This is a genomic window from Actinomycetospora sp. NBRC 106375, assembly GCF_030269665.1.
GTDB lineage: Bacteria > Actinomycetota > Actinomycetes > Mycobacteriales > Pseudonocardiaceae > Actinomycetospora.
Genome location: NZ_BSTS01000009.1, coordinates 190,539 through 204,659, shown reverse-complemented (window position 1 = coordinate 204,659; position 14,121 = coordinate 190,539). Strand labels below are relative to the sequence as shown.

Annotated in this window: 14 protein-coding genes; 7 read left to right on the top strand and 7 right to left on the bottom strand. The window is 74.1% G+C overall.

Annotated elements, in window-relative coordinates:
* The first annotated feature begins 17 nt into the window (after positions 1-17).
* Positions 18-404, top strand: coding sequence for a nuclear transport factor 2 family protein (locus QSK03_RS16955; RefSeq protein WP_285654202.1), 387 nt, complete (start codon positions 18-20; stop codon positions 402-404).
* Between the two features lie 3 nt (positions 405-407).
* On the opposite strand, the gene QSK03_RS16950 is transcribed toward QSK03_RS16955, so the two are convergent.
* The 5 genes from QSK03_RS16950 to QSK03_RS16930 form a co-directional block, all read right to left on the bottom strand.
* The gene (locus QSK03_RS16950) at positions 408-1,916 is read right to left on the bottom strand and encodes an acyl-CoA synthetase (RefSeq protein ID WP_285654200.1); all 1,509 of its coding nucleotides are present in this window, start codon (positions 1,914-1,916) and stop codon (positions 408-410) included.
* A gap of 27 nt (positions 1,917-1,943) precedes the next feature.
* The gene (locus QSK03_RS16945) at positions 1,944-2,837 is read right to left on the bottom strand and encodes an MOSC domain-containing protein (RefSeq protein ID WP_285654198.1); all 894 of its coding nucleotides are present in this window, start codon (positions 2,835-2,837) and stop codon (positions 1,944-1,946) included.
* A 49-nt stretch (positions 2,838-2,886) separates the two neighbouring features.
* Positions 2,887-3,216 (bottom strand): hypothetical protein, encoded by a 330-nt coding sequence (locus tag QSK03_RS16940; RefSeq protein ID WP_285654196.1) that lies wholly within the window; start codon positions 3,214-3,216, stop codon positions 2,887-2,889.
* Between the two features lie 35 nt (positions 3,217-3,251).
* Positions 3,252-3,605 (bottom strand): YfdI family membrane protein, encoded by a 354-nt coding sequence (locus tag QSK03_RS16935; RefSeq protein WP_285654194.1) that lies wholly within the window; start codon positions 3,603-3,605, stop codon positions 3,252-3,254.
* Between the two features lie 112 nt (positions 3,606-3,717).
* Positions 3,718-5,841, bottom strand: a complete 2,124-nt coding sequence (locus tag QSK03_RS16930; protein ID WP_285654192.1) for a RecQ family ATP-dependent DNA helicase — start codon at positions 5,839-5,841, stop codon at positions 3,718-3,720.
* A 72-nt stretch (positions 5,842-5,913) separates the two neighbouring features.
* On the opposite strand from QSK03_RS16930, the gene QSK03_RS16925 reads away from it, so the two are divergent.
* On the top strand, positions 5,914-6,276 hold the full coding sequence (locus QSK03_RS16925) for a hypothetical protein (RefSeq protein WP_285654190.1): 363 nt from the start codon (positions 5,914-5,916) through the stop codon (positions 6,274-6,276).
* Between the two features lie 5 nt (positions 6,277-6,281).
* Here the strand turns inward: QSK03_RS16925 and QSK03_RS16920 are convergent, their stop codons facing one another.
* Entirely contained in the window at positions 6,282-7,805 is a 1,524-nt protein-coding gene (locus tag QSK03_RS16920) for a DUF8692 domain-containing protein (RefSeq protein ID WP_285654188.1), read from the bottom strand.
* 128 nt (positions 7,806-7,933) lie between these two features.
* Between QSK03_RS16920 and QSK03_RS16915 the strand changes: the two genes are divergently transcribed.
* From QSK03_RS16915 to QSK03_RS16895, 5 genes are all read left to right on the top strand, one after another.
* The gene (locus tag QSK03_RS16915; protein WP_285654186.1) at positions 7,934-8,824 is read left to right on the top strand and encodes an AAA family ATPase; all 891 of its coding nucleotides are present in this window, start codon (positions 7,934-7,936) and stop codon (positions 8,822-8,824) included.
* A 1-nt stretch (position 8,825) separates the two neighbouring features.
* Positions 8,826-10,298: a VWA domain-containing protein gene (locus QSK03_RS16910; protein WP_285654184.1), complete on the top strand. Its 1,473-nt coding sequence runs from the start codon at positions 8,826-8,828 to the stop codon at positions 10,296-10,298.
* A gap of 19 nt (positions 10,299-10,317) precedes the next feature.
* Positions 10,318-10,953 (top strand): nicotinate-nucleotide adenylyltransferase, encoded by a 636-nt coding sequence (nadD, locus tag QSK03_RS16905; RefSeq protein WP_285654182.1) that lies wholly within the window; start codon positions 10,318-10,320, stop codon positions 10,951-10,953.
* A gap of 138 nt (positions 10,954-11,091) precedes the next feature.
* Complete coding sequence (locus tag QSK03_RS16900) at positions 11,092-12,489, top strand: DUF6777 domain-containing protein (RefSeq protein WP_285654180.1); 1,398 nt, start codon at positions 11,092-11,094, stop codon at positions 12,487-12,489.
* Entirely contained in the window at positions 12,486-13,535 is a 1,050-nt protein-coding gene (locus QSK03_RS16895; RefSeq protein WP_285654178.1) for a hypothetical protein, read from the top strand. The genes QSK03_RS16900 and QSK03_RS16895 overlap by 4 nt, the downstream gene beginning before the upstream one ends.
* A gap of 10 nt (positions 13,536-13,545) precedes the next feature.
* On the opposite strand, the gene QSK03_RS16890 is transcribed toward QSK03_RS16895, so the two are convergent.
* Positions 13,546-14,028 (bottom strand): TIGR03618 family F420-dependent PPOX class oxidoreductase, encoded by a 483-nt coding sequence (locus QSK03_RS16890; RefSeq protein WP_285654176.1) that lies wholly within the window; start codon positions 14,026-14,028, stop codon positions 13,546-13,548.
* Between the last annotated feature and the right edge of the window lie 93 nt (positions 14,029-14,121).

Here is a 14,121-nt window from a genome sequence, read left to right as displayed (position 1 = left end):
GGCGCGACGATGGGGTCATGCTCAGCACCGAGGACGTCCTCGCGATCCAGGCCCTGCTCGCCGACTACGGCCACGTCGTCGACGACCACGACTGGGACCGCGCCCACGAGGTCTTCGCCGAGGACTTCGTGTTCGAGCGCGGCGACGGCCGGCCGGACCTGCACGGCGTCGCCGACATCGTCGCCACGTTCAAGGGCCGCAACATGTACGCGCACGTCACGACGAACACCACGATCCGCGAGGACGACGACGGGACGGTGCGGGCGCACAGCAAGTTCCTCGGCTTCCCCAACGAGGGGCCGCCGGTGACGGGCGACTACCGCGACGTCGTCGTCCGCACGCCCGCGGGGTGGCGGCTGCGGCACCGCCACGCCGAGATCCGCGCACGGAAGTTCTTCGACTGACGGTCAGGACGGGACCTGGTCGCGCAGGACGCGCTTGAGCAGCTTTCCCGACTGGTTGCGGGGCAGCTCGTCGACGAAGTGGACGTGCTTGGGCGTCTTGTAGCCCGCGAGACGGCCGCGCGCGTGAGCGATCAGCTCCTCCGGGGTCGCGTCCGCCCTGCGGACCACGAAGGCCGTCACGGCCTCGATCCAGCGCTCGTCCGGCGTGCCGATCACGGCGACCTCGGCGACGGCCTCGTGGGTGTAGAGCGCGTCCTCGACCTCGCGCGAGGCGACCAGCACCCCGCCGGTGTTGATCACGTCCTTGATCCGGTCGACGACCGTGATGTACCCCTGCTCGTCGATCCGCACGAGGTCGCCGGAGTGGAACCAGCCGTCCCGGAAGGCCTCGGCGGTCTCCTCGGGCTTGTCCCAGTAGCCCTCGCAGAGCTGGGGCGAGCGGTAGACGACCTCGCCAGTGCCGCCGGGCTCGACGTCCTCGCCGTCGTCACCGACGACCCGCAGCTCGACGAACAGCACCGGCCGCCCGCACGAGTCGGGCCGCTCGTCGTGCTCCTCGGGCTGCAGCACGGTCGCGAGCGGGCCGATCTCGGACTGGCCGAAGCAGTTGTAGACCCCGAGCGCGGGCAGGGCCTCGCGCAGCCGGTTCAGGATCGGTACGGGCATGATCGACGCGCCGTAGAACGCCTTGCGCAGGCTCTCCAGGTCGCGGGTGCCGAAGTCGGGGTGGTTGACCAGCGGCACCCAGACGGTGGGTGCCAGGAAGATCGCGCCGATGCCGTCGGCCTCGATGCGGCGCAGGATCTCCGGGATGTCCGGCGCCTCCATGAGGTGGTTGGTCGCGCCGACCATCAGGTAGGGCATGAGGAAGAGCTGCATACCGGCCGAGTGGTACAGCGGCATCGCGTGCAGCGGGCGGTCGTCCTCCGACATCTGGAGCGAGTGCACGCCCGAGACGTACTCGTGGACCAGGCCGCGGTGGGTCATCATCGCGCCCTTGGGTCGGGAGGTCGTGCCCGAGGTGTAGAGCAGCTGCACGAGGTCGGTGTCGGCGACGGTGACCGTCAGCTCCGGGATCGGGCCGTCGGACGCCCGCTCCAGCAGCGAGCCCGGCGTGTCACGCAGCGGCACGACCTGCTTGGGCTGCTGGGGCAGGGCGGAGACGGGCCCGGCGAGGGCGGGGTCGACGAGGAGCAGCCGGCTGCCCGACTGGTCGATGAGGTAGGCGAGCTCGTCGCCGGTCAGGGCGTAGTTGATCGGCACGTGGATCGCGCCGATCCGCGAGCACCCCAGGAACGCGAGCAGGTACGCGTCGGAGTTCTTCCCGTAGGTGGCGACGCGGTCGCCGGCGGCCACCCCGAGCTCGGTGAGGAAGCCGGCGGCGCGGGTGACGGCGTCGTCGAGGGCGCGGTAGGTCCAGGTGCGGTCGGCGAAGTGCAGGGCGACGCGGTCCGGGGCACGCCGCGCGCTGCGGGTCAGGACGCCGTCGACGGTGCTGGAGCGGGTGTCCACGTGGTCTCCTCGACGGACGGTGCGGGATCAGGCGTGGGCGTCGCCGACCGACACCTCGCCACCGGCGGCGACATCGGCATACACCCCGGCGCACGCCCACTTCCCCGCGACCTCCGGCTTCTCGATCATGATCCGGTTGTTCTTCGCGACCGTACGCAGGGTGTTGCGGTCGTCGGGCAGCTCCTCCTGCGCCATCGTCGTCATGACGCAGCGCATGGTCTGGAACGTGTAGGCCACCCGGACCCCGTCGCCGAGCGTCATCTCCCGCCCCGGCCAGTCGTTCTCGGCGAAGCCGGGCTCAGTGTCGGCCAGGACGATGTTGGGCCGGTAGCGCCGCACGTCGAACGAGCTCTCGGGCGCGAGCTCGGCCAGCCGCGCGAGCGTCGACTCCGTGACGACGTGCAGGGCGGCGAGGTCGTAGAAGCGCCCGGGCGGGGCGAACGCGGCGACGTCGAAGCTGCTGATCGCCTCGCCGGTGTCCTCCTGGCGCGACGTGGTGGCGTCGATGATGTGCTCGGGCGCGAGGCTCTCGCGGTCCATGTCGTCGAGGTCGGCCCAGAGCTCCTCGAACTTCGGCGCGTCGGGCGCCGTGGTGACCAGCCGGACCTCGCGACCGAGGGCGTCGGACAGCGCCCGGTCGAGGTCGGCGTCGTCGCTGCGGCGGGTCGACCCGTCCGGGAAGGTGATCACAACCGGCGGCGCGGGCTCGCCGGGCACCGGCTCGCCGGCGAAGGTCGCGGAGAACCGGAGCAGCTCGGCCCACCGCTTCGGCACCTTCGCGCTCGCGATGATGCCGGTCTCGACGTCGAGGACGGCGTACGCGCGGTCGCCCACGACCCCGCGTTCGTCGAGGACGGCGCGGCCGAGGGACTCCCCGAGCATCGACTTGACGGGGTAGCGGTACAGCGCGGCGATCGTCACACCGGAGGGCATATCACCCGCCGCCGCCCGCCGGGAACGGTCCGATCGATCAGGTCCGTCCGCGAGCCGCCAGGGACAGGGCCGCCGCGGCCAGGACGAGCCCGGCGACGACGAGCGCGTAGGACCCGAGCCAGACGTGCTTGGCGAGCTCGCAGTACCCGTCGCCGAGGACGGCGACCAGCACGATGCCGACGCCGGTGCCCGCGAGGAGCGCGGCGACCCGCAGAAGACCCACGGCGGGCGGGGTCGCCGCGCGGTCGAGCACGGTCCCGGCGACACGGCGGGTCGGGAGCAGGGTCAGCGCGCCGCCGAGCAGGGCCAGCGCGACGACCGTCGGCGGCACCCACCGGCCCGGGAGCCCGTCGAGATAGGCGAACATCACGCCCGTGTAGGGCGAGCCCTCCGGTGCGCGGGTCAGCGGGACCTCGACGCCGTCGACGGTGCGCGGTCCGGCGGACTGCGGCGGTACTCGGTCACGACGACGCCGTGGGCCGTCGCGAAGCCGTCGGTGGTGTCGGGCACGAGCCCGGCGAGGCAGGACAGGCGGGGCCCGTCGCCGTTGTCGGCCGCCCCGATCGCATCACCGCCGACCAGACCGAGGCGCAGCACGAGGGTCGCGCCCACCAGCAGCGCGACCAGGACGGCGACGAGCAGGCGGTGCCCGGCGCCCGACCGTGCGGACGGCGCCGCGTCGGCCGCGCCGTCCGGCGCCGCGACCGAGGGGGACGCGGCACCATCGCGCTCGGAGGGCCTCGTCCCCGCGGTCATCGTCCTCCTCGGGCGGCCCGGTCACGGGCCGCGATGTTCTCTCCGGCACGGCCCGACGGTGCTCGTGGCGCGACCGAGGGTGCCAGAGCGGAGGGTCCGGCCGACGGCCGCGTCAGCCCGTGGTGGCCAGCACCAGGGGCAGTACCGCCGGCGCCCCGGCCCGGCGCAGCAGCGCCGCCGCGACCGTGAGCGTCCAGCCCGAGTCGGCGACGTCGTCGACCAGCAGCACCGGTCCGTCGCTCGGGTCCAAGCCCGAGGGCACCGAGAGCCGCGACCACACCTCGGCGAGGCGCTGCGCGGAGTTGGGGGCCTCCGGCTCGGCGTCGTCCTCCGGGTCCTCGTAGATCGGCGGTGCGGTGTCGGCCAGCGCGCCGAGCAGCGGCAGGCGCCCGATGCTGCCGATGCGCTGGGCGAAGCTCTCGACCAGGACCGGGCGCCGGCGCGATGGCAGCCAGACGACGCTCGCGGGCCGCTGCGCCCAGTCCCAGCCCTTGAGCACCTCGACGGCCGCGTCCACCGCGGCGTCGGGGACGAGGTCGTCGGCGCGCAGCAGGGGGCGCAGGCGAGGGCCCCAGCCCACGTCGGTGAGCCGGCCCAGCGCGCGTCCCTCCTCGGCGGCCTCCTCGGGCTTGATCTTGCCCTTGAGCGGCACGTCGAGGGCGTCCATGCCGCTGGGCCACTGCTTGCGCGGGGCCAGCGGAACGCCCGGCCGGTCGAGCGTCGTCTGCGCCTGGACGCGGACGTCCTCGCCGATGGTCGGGTCGGCGTGCCGGCCCGTGCAGTTGTCGCAGCGTCCGCACGGCGCGGCGCCCGGGTCGTCCAGCTGGCGGCGCAGGAACTCCATGCGGCAGCCGTCGGTGGCGATGTAGTCGAGCATCGCCTGCTGCTCCACGCGCCGGGCCTTGGCCAGCCCCGTGTACCGCGCGCCGTCGTACTCCCACGGCTCGCCGGTGGCCTCCCAGCCGCCTTTCACGCGGCGGACCGCCCCGTCGGTGTCGAGGACCTTGAGCATCATCTCCAGGCGCCCGCGGCTGAGCTCGACCCGTGGCTCGAGCGCGGCGGTGGACAGAGGGCGCCCGGCGTCGCCGAGCACACTGAGGGCGACCCGGACCTGGGGCTCGGCGGGGAAGGCCAGGGACGCGAAGTAGGCCCAGATGTCGCGGTCCTCCGGGCCGGGCAGCAGGAGCACCTCGGCGCGCTCGACGCCGCGGCCGGCGCGGCCGATCTGCTGGTAGTACGCCACCGGCGACTGCGGCGCCCCGAGGTGGATGACGAAGCCGAGGTCGGGCTTGTCGAAGCCCATGCCCAGCGCGCTCGTCGCCACCAGCGCCTTGACGCGGTTGGCCAGCAGGTCGTCCTCGGCGCGCTCGCGGTCGGCCGGGTCGGTCTTGCCGGTGTAGGAGGCGACGGCGTGGCCGCGCTCGCGCAGGAACTCCGCGAGCTCGTCGGCCGTCGAGACCGTCAGCGTGTAGACGATGCCGGAACCCGGCAGGTCGTCGAGGTGCTGGGCGAGCCAGGCGAAGCGGTCCGCCCCCTTGTCGAGCGGCAGGACCCCGAGGCGTAGCGACTCGCGGTCGAGCTCGCCGCGCAGCACGAGCGCCCGGTCGTGGCTCTGCGAGACCCCCAGCTGGTCGGCCACGTCGGTGGTCACGCGGTCGTTCGCCGTGGCCGTGGTGGCGAGCACGGGGACGCCGTCGGGGAGGTCGGCGATGAGGGTGCGCAGCCGGCGGTAGTCCGGCCGGAAGTCGTGGCCCCAGTCGGAGATGCAGTGCGCCTCGTCGACCACCAGCATGCCCGCGGTGCGGCTGAGCTCGGGCAGCACCTGGTCGCGGAACTCGGGGTTGTTGAGCCGCTCGGGGCTCACGAGCAGCACGTCGACCTCGCCGGCCTGGACCTGGGCGTAGACGTCCTGCCAGTCGTCGGTGTTGGCCGAGTTGACCGTCACCGCATGGATACCGGCCCGGCCCGCCGCGTCGATCTGGTTGCGCATCAGCGCGAGCAGGGGGCTGACGATGACCGTCGGACCCTTGCCCGCGGCGCGCAGCAGCGCCGTGGCCACGAAGTAGACCGCCGACTTGCCCCATCCGGTGCGCTGCACCACCAGGGCCCGCCGACCCTCGGCGACCAGCGCGTGGATGGCCGCCCACTGGTCCTCGCGCAGCGCCGCCCCGGGTCCCGCGAGGCGCTGGAGGGTGGCCTCGGCGTCGGAGCGCAGATCGGCCTCGGTGGTCGTCATGTCCCCATGGTGGCCGACGGGTCCGACAGCGCGGGGGTGGTCCCACCGGGACGAGAAGTCAGTGTCGCCTCAGTGGATCAGCAGCAGACCGCGGAGATCACCGACGAGGCCGCGCTGCGCGCGATCGTCTCCGAGCCACCCGCAGTCGTCGCCGACACCCACAGGTCGGGATGCTCTTCCTCGTGCCCGGTCACGACCACACCCCTGCGGATCAACGGTCGCGCCCGGATCCTCGCGCATCCGCCGTTCGCGGACCGGTTCACGGTGAAGGGCACGGTCCCCGAGCTCGCCGTGGTCGTCGACCCGGCTGCCTGGCCCGGCCAGCGTGACGTGCCCTCGGCCGGGAGGATCGCGAAGAGCCAGTCGGGCACGCACGTCCCCGCCGCCGCGATCGACGCGGCGTCCGCGGTGGACGCGCGGACGAACCGCTACTGACCAGGTCAGGCGCGCGCGATCGGCGTGGTCGCGGCGACCATCGGGATGGCCTCGGTGGGGGAGTCCTCGACGGCGTACCCCACCGGCTCGGCCTCGACCACCGGCTCCTCGACCACCGGGTCGGGCGCCTCGCCCGCCCCCACGTAGCGCACCGCGAGCGCTCCCGCGGCCCGTCGCACCGCCAGCGCGCTGGTCGCGGCGCCGATGAGCATCAGGGCGCCGACGTTCTCGCCCAGCTCCTCGACGTGGTAGGCGAGGACCTCGACCGCGTGGTTGCTTGCGTTGCTCGCGATCACCGCGCCCTCGATGCCCTCCAGGCCGAGCGCGAAGAAGAACAGCACGCCGAGCCCGCCGACCAGCAGCCAGCGCGGCCGCCCCCGCAGGCGCAGCGCCAGCGCGCCGACGATCACCGCGATCACCAGCGCGACGCCCGCGCCCGGGATGACCCAGTAGAAGGAGAACGTGCCGCCCGGGGTCGCCGGCGCCGCCGCGCCCTCGGGTTTGAGCATGTCGCCGACGCGCTCGTGGATCGAGGTCATGTCGTCGAGCGACATCCCCGCGAGGATCACGGCCGTGACGAGCCACCCGACCGCGGCCCGCGCACCCTGGGCCCGTCCGACCAGGCCGGTGACCAGGTGCGCGACCGCGGCCGCGGCGAGCAGACCGACGGCCCACCACGTCGGGAGGTTGCCCTCGGCGTCGACGTTGAGGTAGCCGATCCACTGCTGGAGCTTCGGGCCCGGCGCCGGGAACGCGAGCGTCACGAGCAGGCTCAGCGCGCTGAGGGCGAGCGTCGGCACGACCAGGCCGAGCCACAGCGTCCGGCGGCCGAGGTCCGGCCGCTCGTGCGAGGTGCGCGCGTCGGTGTCGTCGGTGCCCGCCGGAGCGACGCGCAGGTCGGCATCGTCGCGGACCACCCGGACCGCGCACACCGTCGCGAGCAGCAGGCCCGCCGCGCCGGCGTCCTGGAGACCCTCGGCGACCTCGGCGAGCGCGCGGCCGCCCGGCCCGAGCGTCCGGGTCAGCAGCTCGCTCGCCAGGGCCCCGGCACCGAACAGTGCGACCGCGGCGACCATCCACCGCCCGTGCGGGAGCCGCCGGGCGAGCACCACGAACGGCACCGCGAGCACGACGCCCGCGACCACCGCCGTGGGCAGCCAGTCGGTGGTCAGGGGGGTGGAGCCGACGACCTGGCGCGCGAGGCCGTCGACCCGGGTGTGGAACCCGGTCGCGACGCACAGGGACGCCAGCGTCGGCCCGACCGCGGCGCCGCCCCACCACCAGGCGGCCCGTCGGTCCCGGGTGCGCGCGGCGAGCCCGGCCGCGAGGCACGCCACCGCGGTGAGCAGCAGCAGCATCGCGTACAGCCACGTCGGCAGGTTGTAGGGCTCCAGCGCGTCGACATAGGCCCACAGCCCCGCCGGCGCCGGGCGCAGGAGCGCGGTGACGAGGCCCAGGACCGTGGTGAGCGCCACCGCGGCGGCGAGCGCCACCGCGAGCAGCCGCACGGGGGAGACCGTCCGGTTCACGTTCACCTCACGTTCAACGAGGTGACGTCCGGGTGGTTTCTCCGGGACGTCCGGGATTCCCCCGCGTGAGGGTGCGAGCGGGCCACATCGCCGGGACAACACGGGATACGTTGGGCAGGATGCGGCCCGTGAGCACCGAGCCGGTCGACCAGAGGGCCCAGAAGCCGCTGTTCGACTCCGTCGAGGACGTGACCACCCGGCTCGCCGACGTCGGGTACCTCGCGTCCACGGCCGTCGCGACCACCGTCTTCCTGGCCGACCGCCTGGGCAAGCCGCTGCTCGTCGAGGGTCCCGCGGGCGTCGGCAAGACGGAGCTGGCGCGCGCCGTCGCCGACGCGACGGGCTCGGGCCTGGTGCGCCTTCAGTGCTACGAGGGCATCGACGAGGCGCGCGCGCTCTACGAGTGGAACCACGCGAAGCAGCTGCTGCGCATCACCGCGAGCCAGGGCGAGTCGTGGGACGACGCGCGCGACGACGTCTTCTCCGAGGAGTTCCTGCTCCCGCGCCCGCTGCTCACCGCGATCCGGCGCACCGACCCGACGGTGCTGCTGGTCGACGAGACCGACAAGGCCGACGTCGAGGTCGAGGGACTGCTGCTCGAGGTGCTCGGCGACTTCCAGGTCACCGTGCCGGAGTGGGGCACGATCACCGCCAATCAGCGCCCCTTCACGCTCCTGACCTCGAACGCGACCCGCGAGCTCTCCGAGGCCCTCAAACGCCGCTGCCTGTTCCTGCACCTCGACTTCCCCGACCCCGAGCTCGAGCGGCGCATCGTGCTCGCCCGCGTGCCCCAGCTACCCGAGGCGCTGGCCGAGGAGCTGGTGCGGATCGTCGGCGTGCTGCGCAGCATCCAGCTCCGCAAGGCCCCGTCGGTATCCGAGACGATCGACTGGGGCCGCACGCTGCTCGCCCTCGGGCTCGACACCCTCGACGACGAGACCGTGCGCTCGACCCTCGGCGTCGTCCTCAAGCACCAGGCCGACGCCCAGAAGGCCGTCGCCGAGCTGCGGCTGAACTGAGATGACGCCCGTCGTCCAGGGCGGTCTGCCCGCCCACCTCGTCGACTTCGTCGGCGCGCTGCGCCGGGCGGGGATCGCGGTGGGCCCCGGGGAGTCGGTGGACGCCGCGGCGGTGATCTCCGAGCTCGACCTGCTGCGTCGCGAGCAGCTGCGCGAGGGCCTGGCGGCGGCGATGCTGCGGCGTTCCGGGCAGCGCGCGGTGTTCGACGCGCTGTTCGACCTGTGGTTCCCGCTGGGGCAGGGAGCCGCGCTCGGTGAGGTCGCGCTGCCCTACGCCGAGGACGGGTCGGTCGACGTCGAGGCGCTGCGCGACCTGCTCGCCGGGCTGCTGCGCGACGGCGACACCGCGGCGATGGCCGAGCTGGCCCGCGCGATCGTCGACGGCCTCGGTGCCGTGGGACGAGGCCAGGGCCAGGGAGGTCAGGGACAGGGCCATGGCGGGGGCGGCGGGGATCGCGGCGAGGGCGGCGGTCAGCAGGGAGGACAGCCGTCGACGTGGTCGGCCTACCAGGCCCTCAACGCCGTACGCCCCGAGACGCTGCTCGCCCGCGTGCTCGCCGACCTGCGCGGCGGCGCGGACGCGGACTGGGACAGCCCCTTCGCCGAGGAGGTCTCCCGCCGGCAGGTCCGCGAGCGCATCGCGTCGTTCCGGCGGATGGTCACCGACGAGGCCCGCCGCCGCGGCGCGGAGATCCGCGGGCGCGAGGCCGCGGCGCGCACGGGGGTACCGAAGCAGGGCGACCGCGTCGACTTCCTCACCGCCAACTCCGAGCAGCTCGCCGACCTGCGCCGCCGCGTCGCCCCGCTCGCCCGTCACCTGGCGTCGCGGCTGGCCGCGCGGCGCCGGCGCGCCCGTCGCGGGCCGATGGACCTGCGCCGCACCCTGCGCCGGTCGATGTCCACCGGCGGGGTCCCGATGCGGCCCGCGTTCCGCCGGCCGCGCCCCGGGCGCCCCGAGCTCGTGCTGCTCTGCGACGTCTCGGGCTCGGTCGCGGGGTTCAGCCACTTCACGATGATGCTGGTCCAGGCCCTGCGCGAGCAGTTCTCCCGTATCCGGATCTTCTGTTTCGTCGACGGCTGCGTCGAGGTCACCGACCTCTTCGGCCCGAACGCCGACCTGGGTGGCGTCATGGCGGACATCACCGCGCGCCCCGGACTGATCGCCTTCGACGGGCACAGCGACTACGGCGCGGCGTTCGGACGCTTCCGCGAGGGCTGGCCCGACGTCGTCGGCCCGCGGACCTCGCTGCTCGTGCTCGGCGACGGTCGCACCAACTACCGCGACCCGAACCTCACCGTCCTCGGCGACCTCGCCGGCGCGGCCCGCCACGCGCACTGGCTCAACCCCGAGCCGCAGGCCCAGTGGGGCACGGGCGACTCGGCCGCGCGCCGCTACGGCGAGGTCGTCCCGATGCACGAGTGCCGCACCGCGGCGCAGCTCGCGGGCGTGGTGTCGGGACTGCTGCCGGTGTGAGCGCACCTAGGCTGAACGGATGAGCGGCCGCCGGATCGGGGTCATGGGCGGCACCTTCGACCCCATTCACCACGGCCACCTCGTGGCCGCCAGCGAGGCCCAGGTCCGCTTCGAGCTCGACGAGGTCGTGTTCGTCCCGACCGGCCAGCCCTACCGCAAGGAGAGCCGCTCGGTCAGCCCGGCCGAGGACCGCTATCTCATGACGGTCGTCGCCACCGCCTCGAACCCGCGGTTCACCGTCAGCCGCGTCGACGTCGACCGGATGGGCCCGACCTACACCGTCGACACCCTCTCCGACCTCGCGACGATCTTCCCCGAGGACGAGCTGTTCTTCATCACCGGCGCTGACGCCCTCGAGCAGATCCTGTCGTGGCACCGCGCCGACGAGATGTTCGGGCTCGCGCACTTCGTGGGCGTCACCCGGCCCGGCTTCGACCTCGACGGCGACCACCTGCCGAGCGGCGCGGTGAGCCTGCTCGAGGTGCCCGCCATGGCCATCTCGTCGACGGCCTGCCGCGAGCGCGTCGCGGCGGGGGAGCCGGTCTGGTACCTCGTGCCGGACGGGGTCGTGCAGTACATCGCCAAGCGCGGGCTGTACCGCGAACGGGGTCAGGGGTGGGTGCTCGGTCCGACGGAGCACGTCGCCTCCGAGTAGCGGCCGCGTCCATCGTTCGCCGCATCGACGACACGAACGAGTGACATCGCGACGCGGTGACTAACGCCGCTCCGTGAGCAAGCGAGATCCACTCTGAGTGCCGCCCGTCGGGGGCGGGTCCAGGGGAACGGATCTCGGATGATCATGCCGCCGCCCGCCGCCGCACCGGTCCAGTCACCGCCGCGTCGTACGTCCCGGGGGCTCATCGCCGCCCTCGTGGTGCTCGGCATGCTCGTCGCGGCCGCCGCCGGGATGCTCGTGGCCCGCGAGATGAGCGCGCCGACCGACGTCGCGCTCGAGTCCGTCTCCACCGCCGGTGCCGACCCGTTCATGCCGAGCGTCGGCACGGACGCCGTCGACGTCCGCCCGGTCGCGAACACCACCGGCCGCCACTCCGGCACGACCCCCGGCCTCTACGGCGGCTCCGGCAGCAACACCTGCGACCGCGAGCAGCTCAGCCGCTTCCTGGGTGAGCACCCGGACCGCGCGGCCGGCTGGGCGTCGGTCCTCGGCCTGCAGGACTCCTCGACGTCGTCGATCTCGCGCTACGTCGACGGGCTGACCAGCGTCGTCCTGCGCTCGGACACCTACGTCACCAACCACGGCTGGGTCGGCGGCCACGTGACCTCGTGGGCCTCGGTCCTGCAGGCCGGCACCGCCGTCCTCGTCGACCGGTACGGCAACCCCGTCACCCGCTGCTTCTGCGGCAACCCGCTCTCCGCGCCGCAGTCCTTCAGCTCCGTGGCCTACTACGGCCCGCGCTGGTACTCGTTCACCTCGAACTCGATCACGGTGATCAACCACCAGACGACGACCGTGACGAACAACTACACGATCGTCGACGTGCACACCGGCCGCGGCTGGGACCGCCCCGTTGGCAGCGACGGACACCACGACACGATCAACGTGAACATCACGAACAACTACTTCCCGCCGCCCGTGAAGACGGGTGACGAGAAGAACGGCGGCGGGCAGGGCGGTCCGGACAGCGGACCCACCAACGTCTCCGACCCGAGCTCCGACACGGTCACCGGCGGTCCGACGAGCGACTCGGCCGCGGGGGATGGTGCCGGCGGTGCCGGATCGAACGGCGGCGAGCAGCCGCGGGTCGCGGTGCAGCCGGAAACCGGCAGCGAGCCGCAGGTCGACGCGCAGCCGCAGGGCTCGGAGGGATCGTCGGACGACGTCGTCCCGGCCCGAGCTCCGGCGCTCGCGCCGGCAGGGCTGCCCGAGGACACGGAGGCCGGTGGATCGGATGCCGCGGGCACCCCGGTGACCTCGTCGACGACGACCAGCACGACCCGGTCGGCCGCGGCGCCCAGCGGTACGTTGACCGCCTCGGGGTGCTTCGGCGACGGGTCCGTCACGTTCGCGGGCACCGGGACGAGCGGCAGCTACAGCGCCGGCGAGGCCGGGGGAACCTGGACCTTCAGCGGCACGACGCTCGAGATGACGCCCACGTCGGGTGACGCTTCGGTGACCACCCTGACGCCGTCCGCCTCGGGCTGGACCGGCTCGGGCTGCTCGCTGTCATGAGCAGGCACCGCCGATCCGACTCCGGGGACGACGACGAGGACGTCGTCCCGGGCGTCATCACCGACGACGAGCCCACCACCGGCTCGCACGCCACACCGCCGCGGACGCGGGTCGTGATCGTCCCGCGGCCCCGGCCCTCCGAGCCGGAGCCCGCCGGTGACGCGGACGTGGCGGACGCGACGGCGTCCGGCGCGCCGCGGGTGGGTCTGCCCGGGACAGCGTCGGAGACCCCGGTGGCCCGGCGGCGGGAGTGGTCGGACGCGCCGGGCGGATTCGTGCGGACGGGCGACACCGGGCCACAGACGCTCCCGCCGATGCCTCCGCCGGCGGCGAGCACGCCGTTCGTGCCGCTGCCGCACGACGCGTGGGGGCCCTGGCCGCCCGACGGCGAGTACCCGCTGCCGTCGATGCCCTCCCGGCCCGCGGTTCCCTTCGCGACTCAGCCGCCACCGCGCCGCGGCCCGGGGGCCCTGATGATCGGCGGGATCACCGTGCTCGTCGTCCTGCTCCTCGGGCTCGGTGTCGCGCTCGTGCAGCCCGGCCTCGTCGGGCTGCACGGGTCGCCGCTGTTCGAGGTCGGCGGCGAGCCCGGCCCGGGCACGACCGAGGCGGGCTCGACCAGCGAGGTCGCCCCCGTCGGGAGCGAGCGCCCGAGCGCGGCGGCCCCGGCCGACCCGGCCACCGAGCTGCGGGACCTCGCGCGGTCGGATGCGGCATCGCTGCAGGGCGTCGAGAACACCTGGGTACCCCAGCTCGCGTCGAAGCGCCCCGGCACGGTCGCCGACGGGCGCACCTGGGACGCCGCGGCCATCCTCGCCGAGCACCAGCAGCTCCGCGCCCGCTATCCGGAGGCGCGGCTGCTGTGGTCGGGCGACTGGCCCGTCTTCGGCGCCGGCGACTACTGGGTCACGGTGCTCGCGTCACCGGCCCTGTCGCCGGGCGGGGCCAACGGGTGGTGCGACGGCCAAGGGCTCGGCGCCGACGCGTGCTTCGCCAAGTACCTCTCGCGGACCGCCGGCAGCGACGGCACGGCGGTGCACCGCTGAGCCGGGTCGCTCAGCCCTGGCGGTGCAGGGCGGTCGGGACGATGCGCAGGATCAGGCGCGTCTGCTCCCGGCCGCCGAACCACGGATAGGGGCCGCCGAGGTAGCGCCGCGACAGGTGCTCGATGTGCTCGGTGGCACCGTCGGGGGTGATGTCGACGACCCGGCCGCGCACCGCGACGTAACGGCTCGGCCGCCCGGCCTCGGCGACCGCGACCGAGATGCGGGGGTCGCGGCGCAGGTTGCGGACCTTCTGGAAGCCCTCGACGGTGTTGATCACGACGTGGGTGCCGTCGGTGTCGACCCAGGTCTCGGTCGTCTGCGGCGAGCCGTCGGGCATGACCGTCGCGACGAAGCAGGGGTTCGGGCCGCGCAGGAGGGCGACGACGTCGTCGGGCAGGCGCCGCGGGGCCTCCGGGGCGTGCGGCGCGTCCTCCTGGGGAGGCCGGTCGTCCTCCGGGGAGCGCCGGCCGTCGGGCCGGTGCGCGGGGCTCATGGTGGTGTCGTGCTCCTGGCGAGGTGGTCGCGAACGGCGTCCACCGTAGGAGTGACCCCAGCCGCCCCCGACAGGGCCCCCGGACGGACGGGT

Coding starts and splice junctions, on each gene's coding strand:
- QSK03_RS16955 (WP_285654202.1), top strand. CDS start 18: ATGCTCAGCACCGAGGACGTCCTCGCGATCCAGGCCCTGCTCGCCGAC.
- QSK03_RS16940 (WP_285654196.1), bottom strand. CDS start 3,216: ATGTTCGCCTATCTCGACGGGCTCCCGGGCCGGTGGGTGCCGCCGACG.
- QSK03_RS16935 (WP_285654194.1), bottom strand. CDS start 3,605: ATGACCGCGGGGACGAGGCCCTCCGAGCGCGATGGTGCCGCGTCCCCC.
- QSK03_RS16930 (WP_285654192.1), bottom strand. CDS start 5,841: ATGACGACCACCGAGGCCGATCTGCGCTCCGACGCCGAGGCCACCCTC.
- QSK03_RS16910 (WP_285654184.1), top strand. CDS start 8,826: ATGACGCCCGTCGTCCAGGGCGGTCTGCCCGCCCACCTCGTCGACTTC.
- nadD (WP_285654182.1), top strand. CDS start 10,318: ATGAGCGGCCGCCGGATCGGGGTCATGGGCGGCACCTTCGACCCCATT.
- QSK03_RS16900 (WP_285654180.1), top strand. CDS start 11,092: ATGATCATGCCGCCGCCCGCCGCCGCACCGGTCCAGTCACCGCCGCGT.
- QSK03_RS16895 (WP_285654178.1), top strand. CDS start 12,486: ATGAGCAGGCACCGCCGATCCGACTCCGGGGACGACGACGAGGACGTC.
- QSK03_RS16890 (WP_285654176.1), bottom strand. CDS start 14,028: ATGAGCCCCGCGCACCGGCCCGACGGCCGGCGCTCCCCGGAGGACGAC.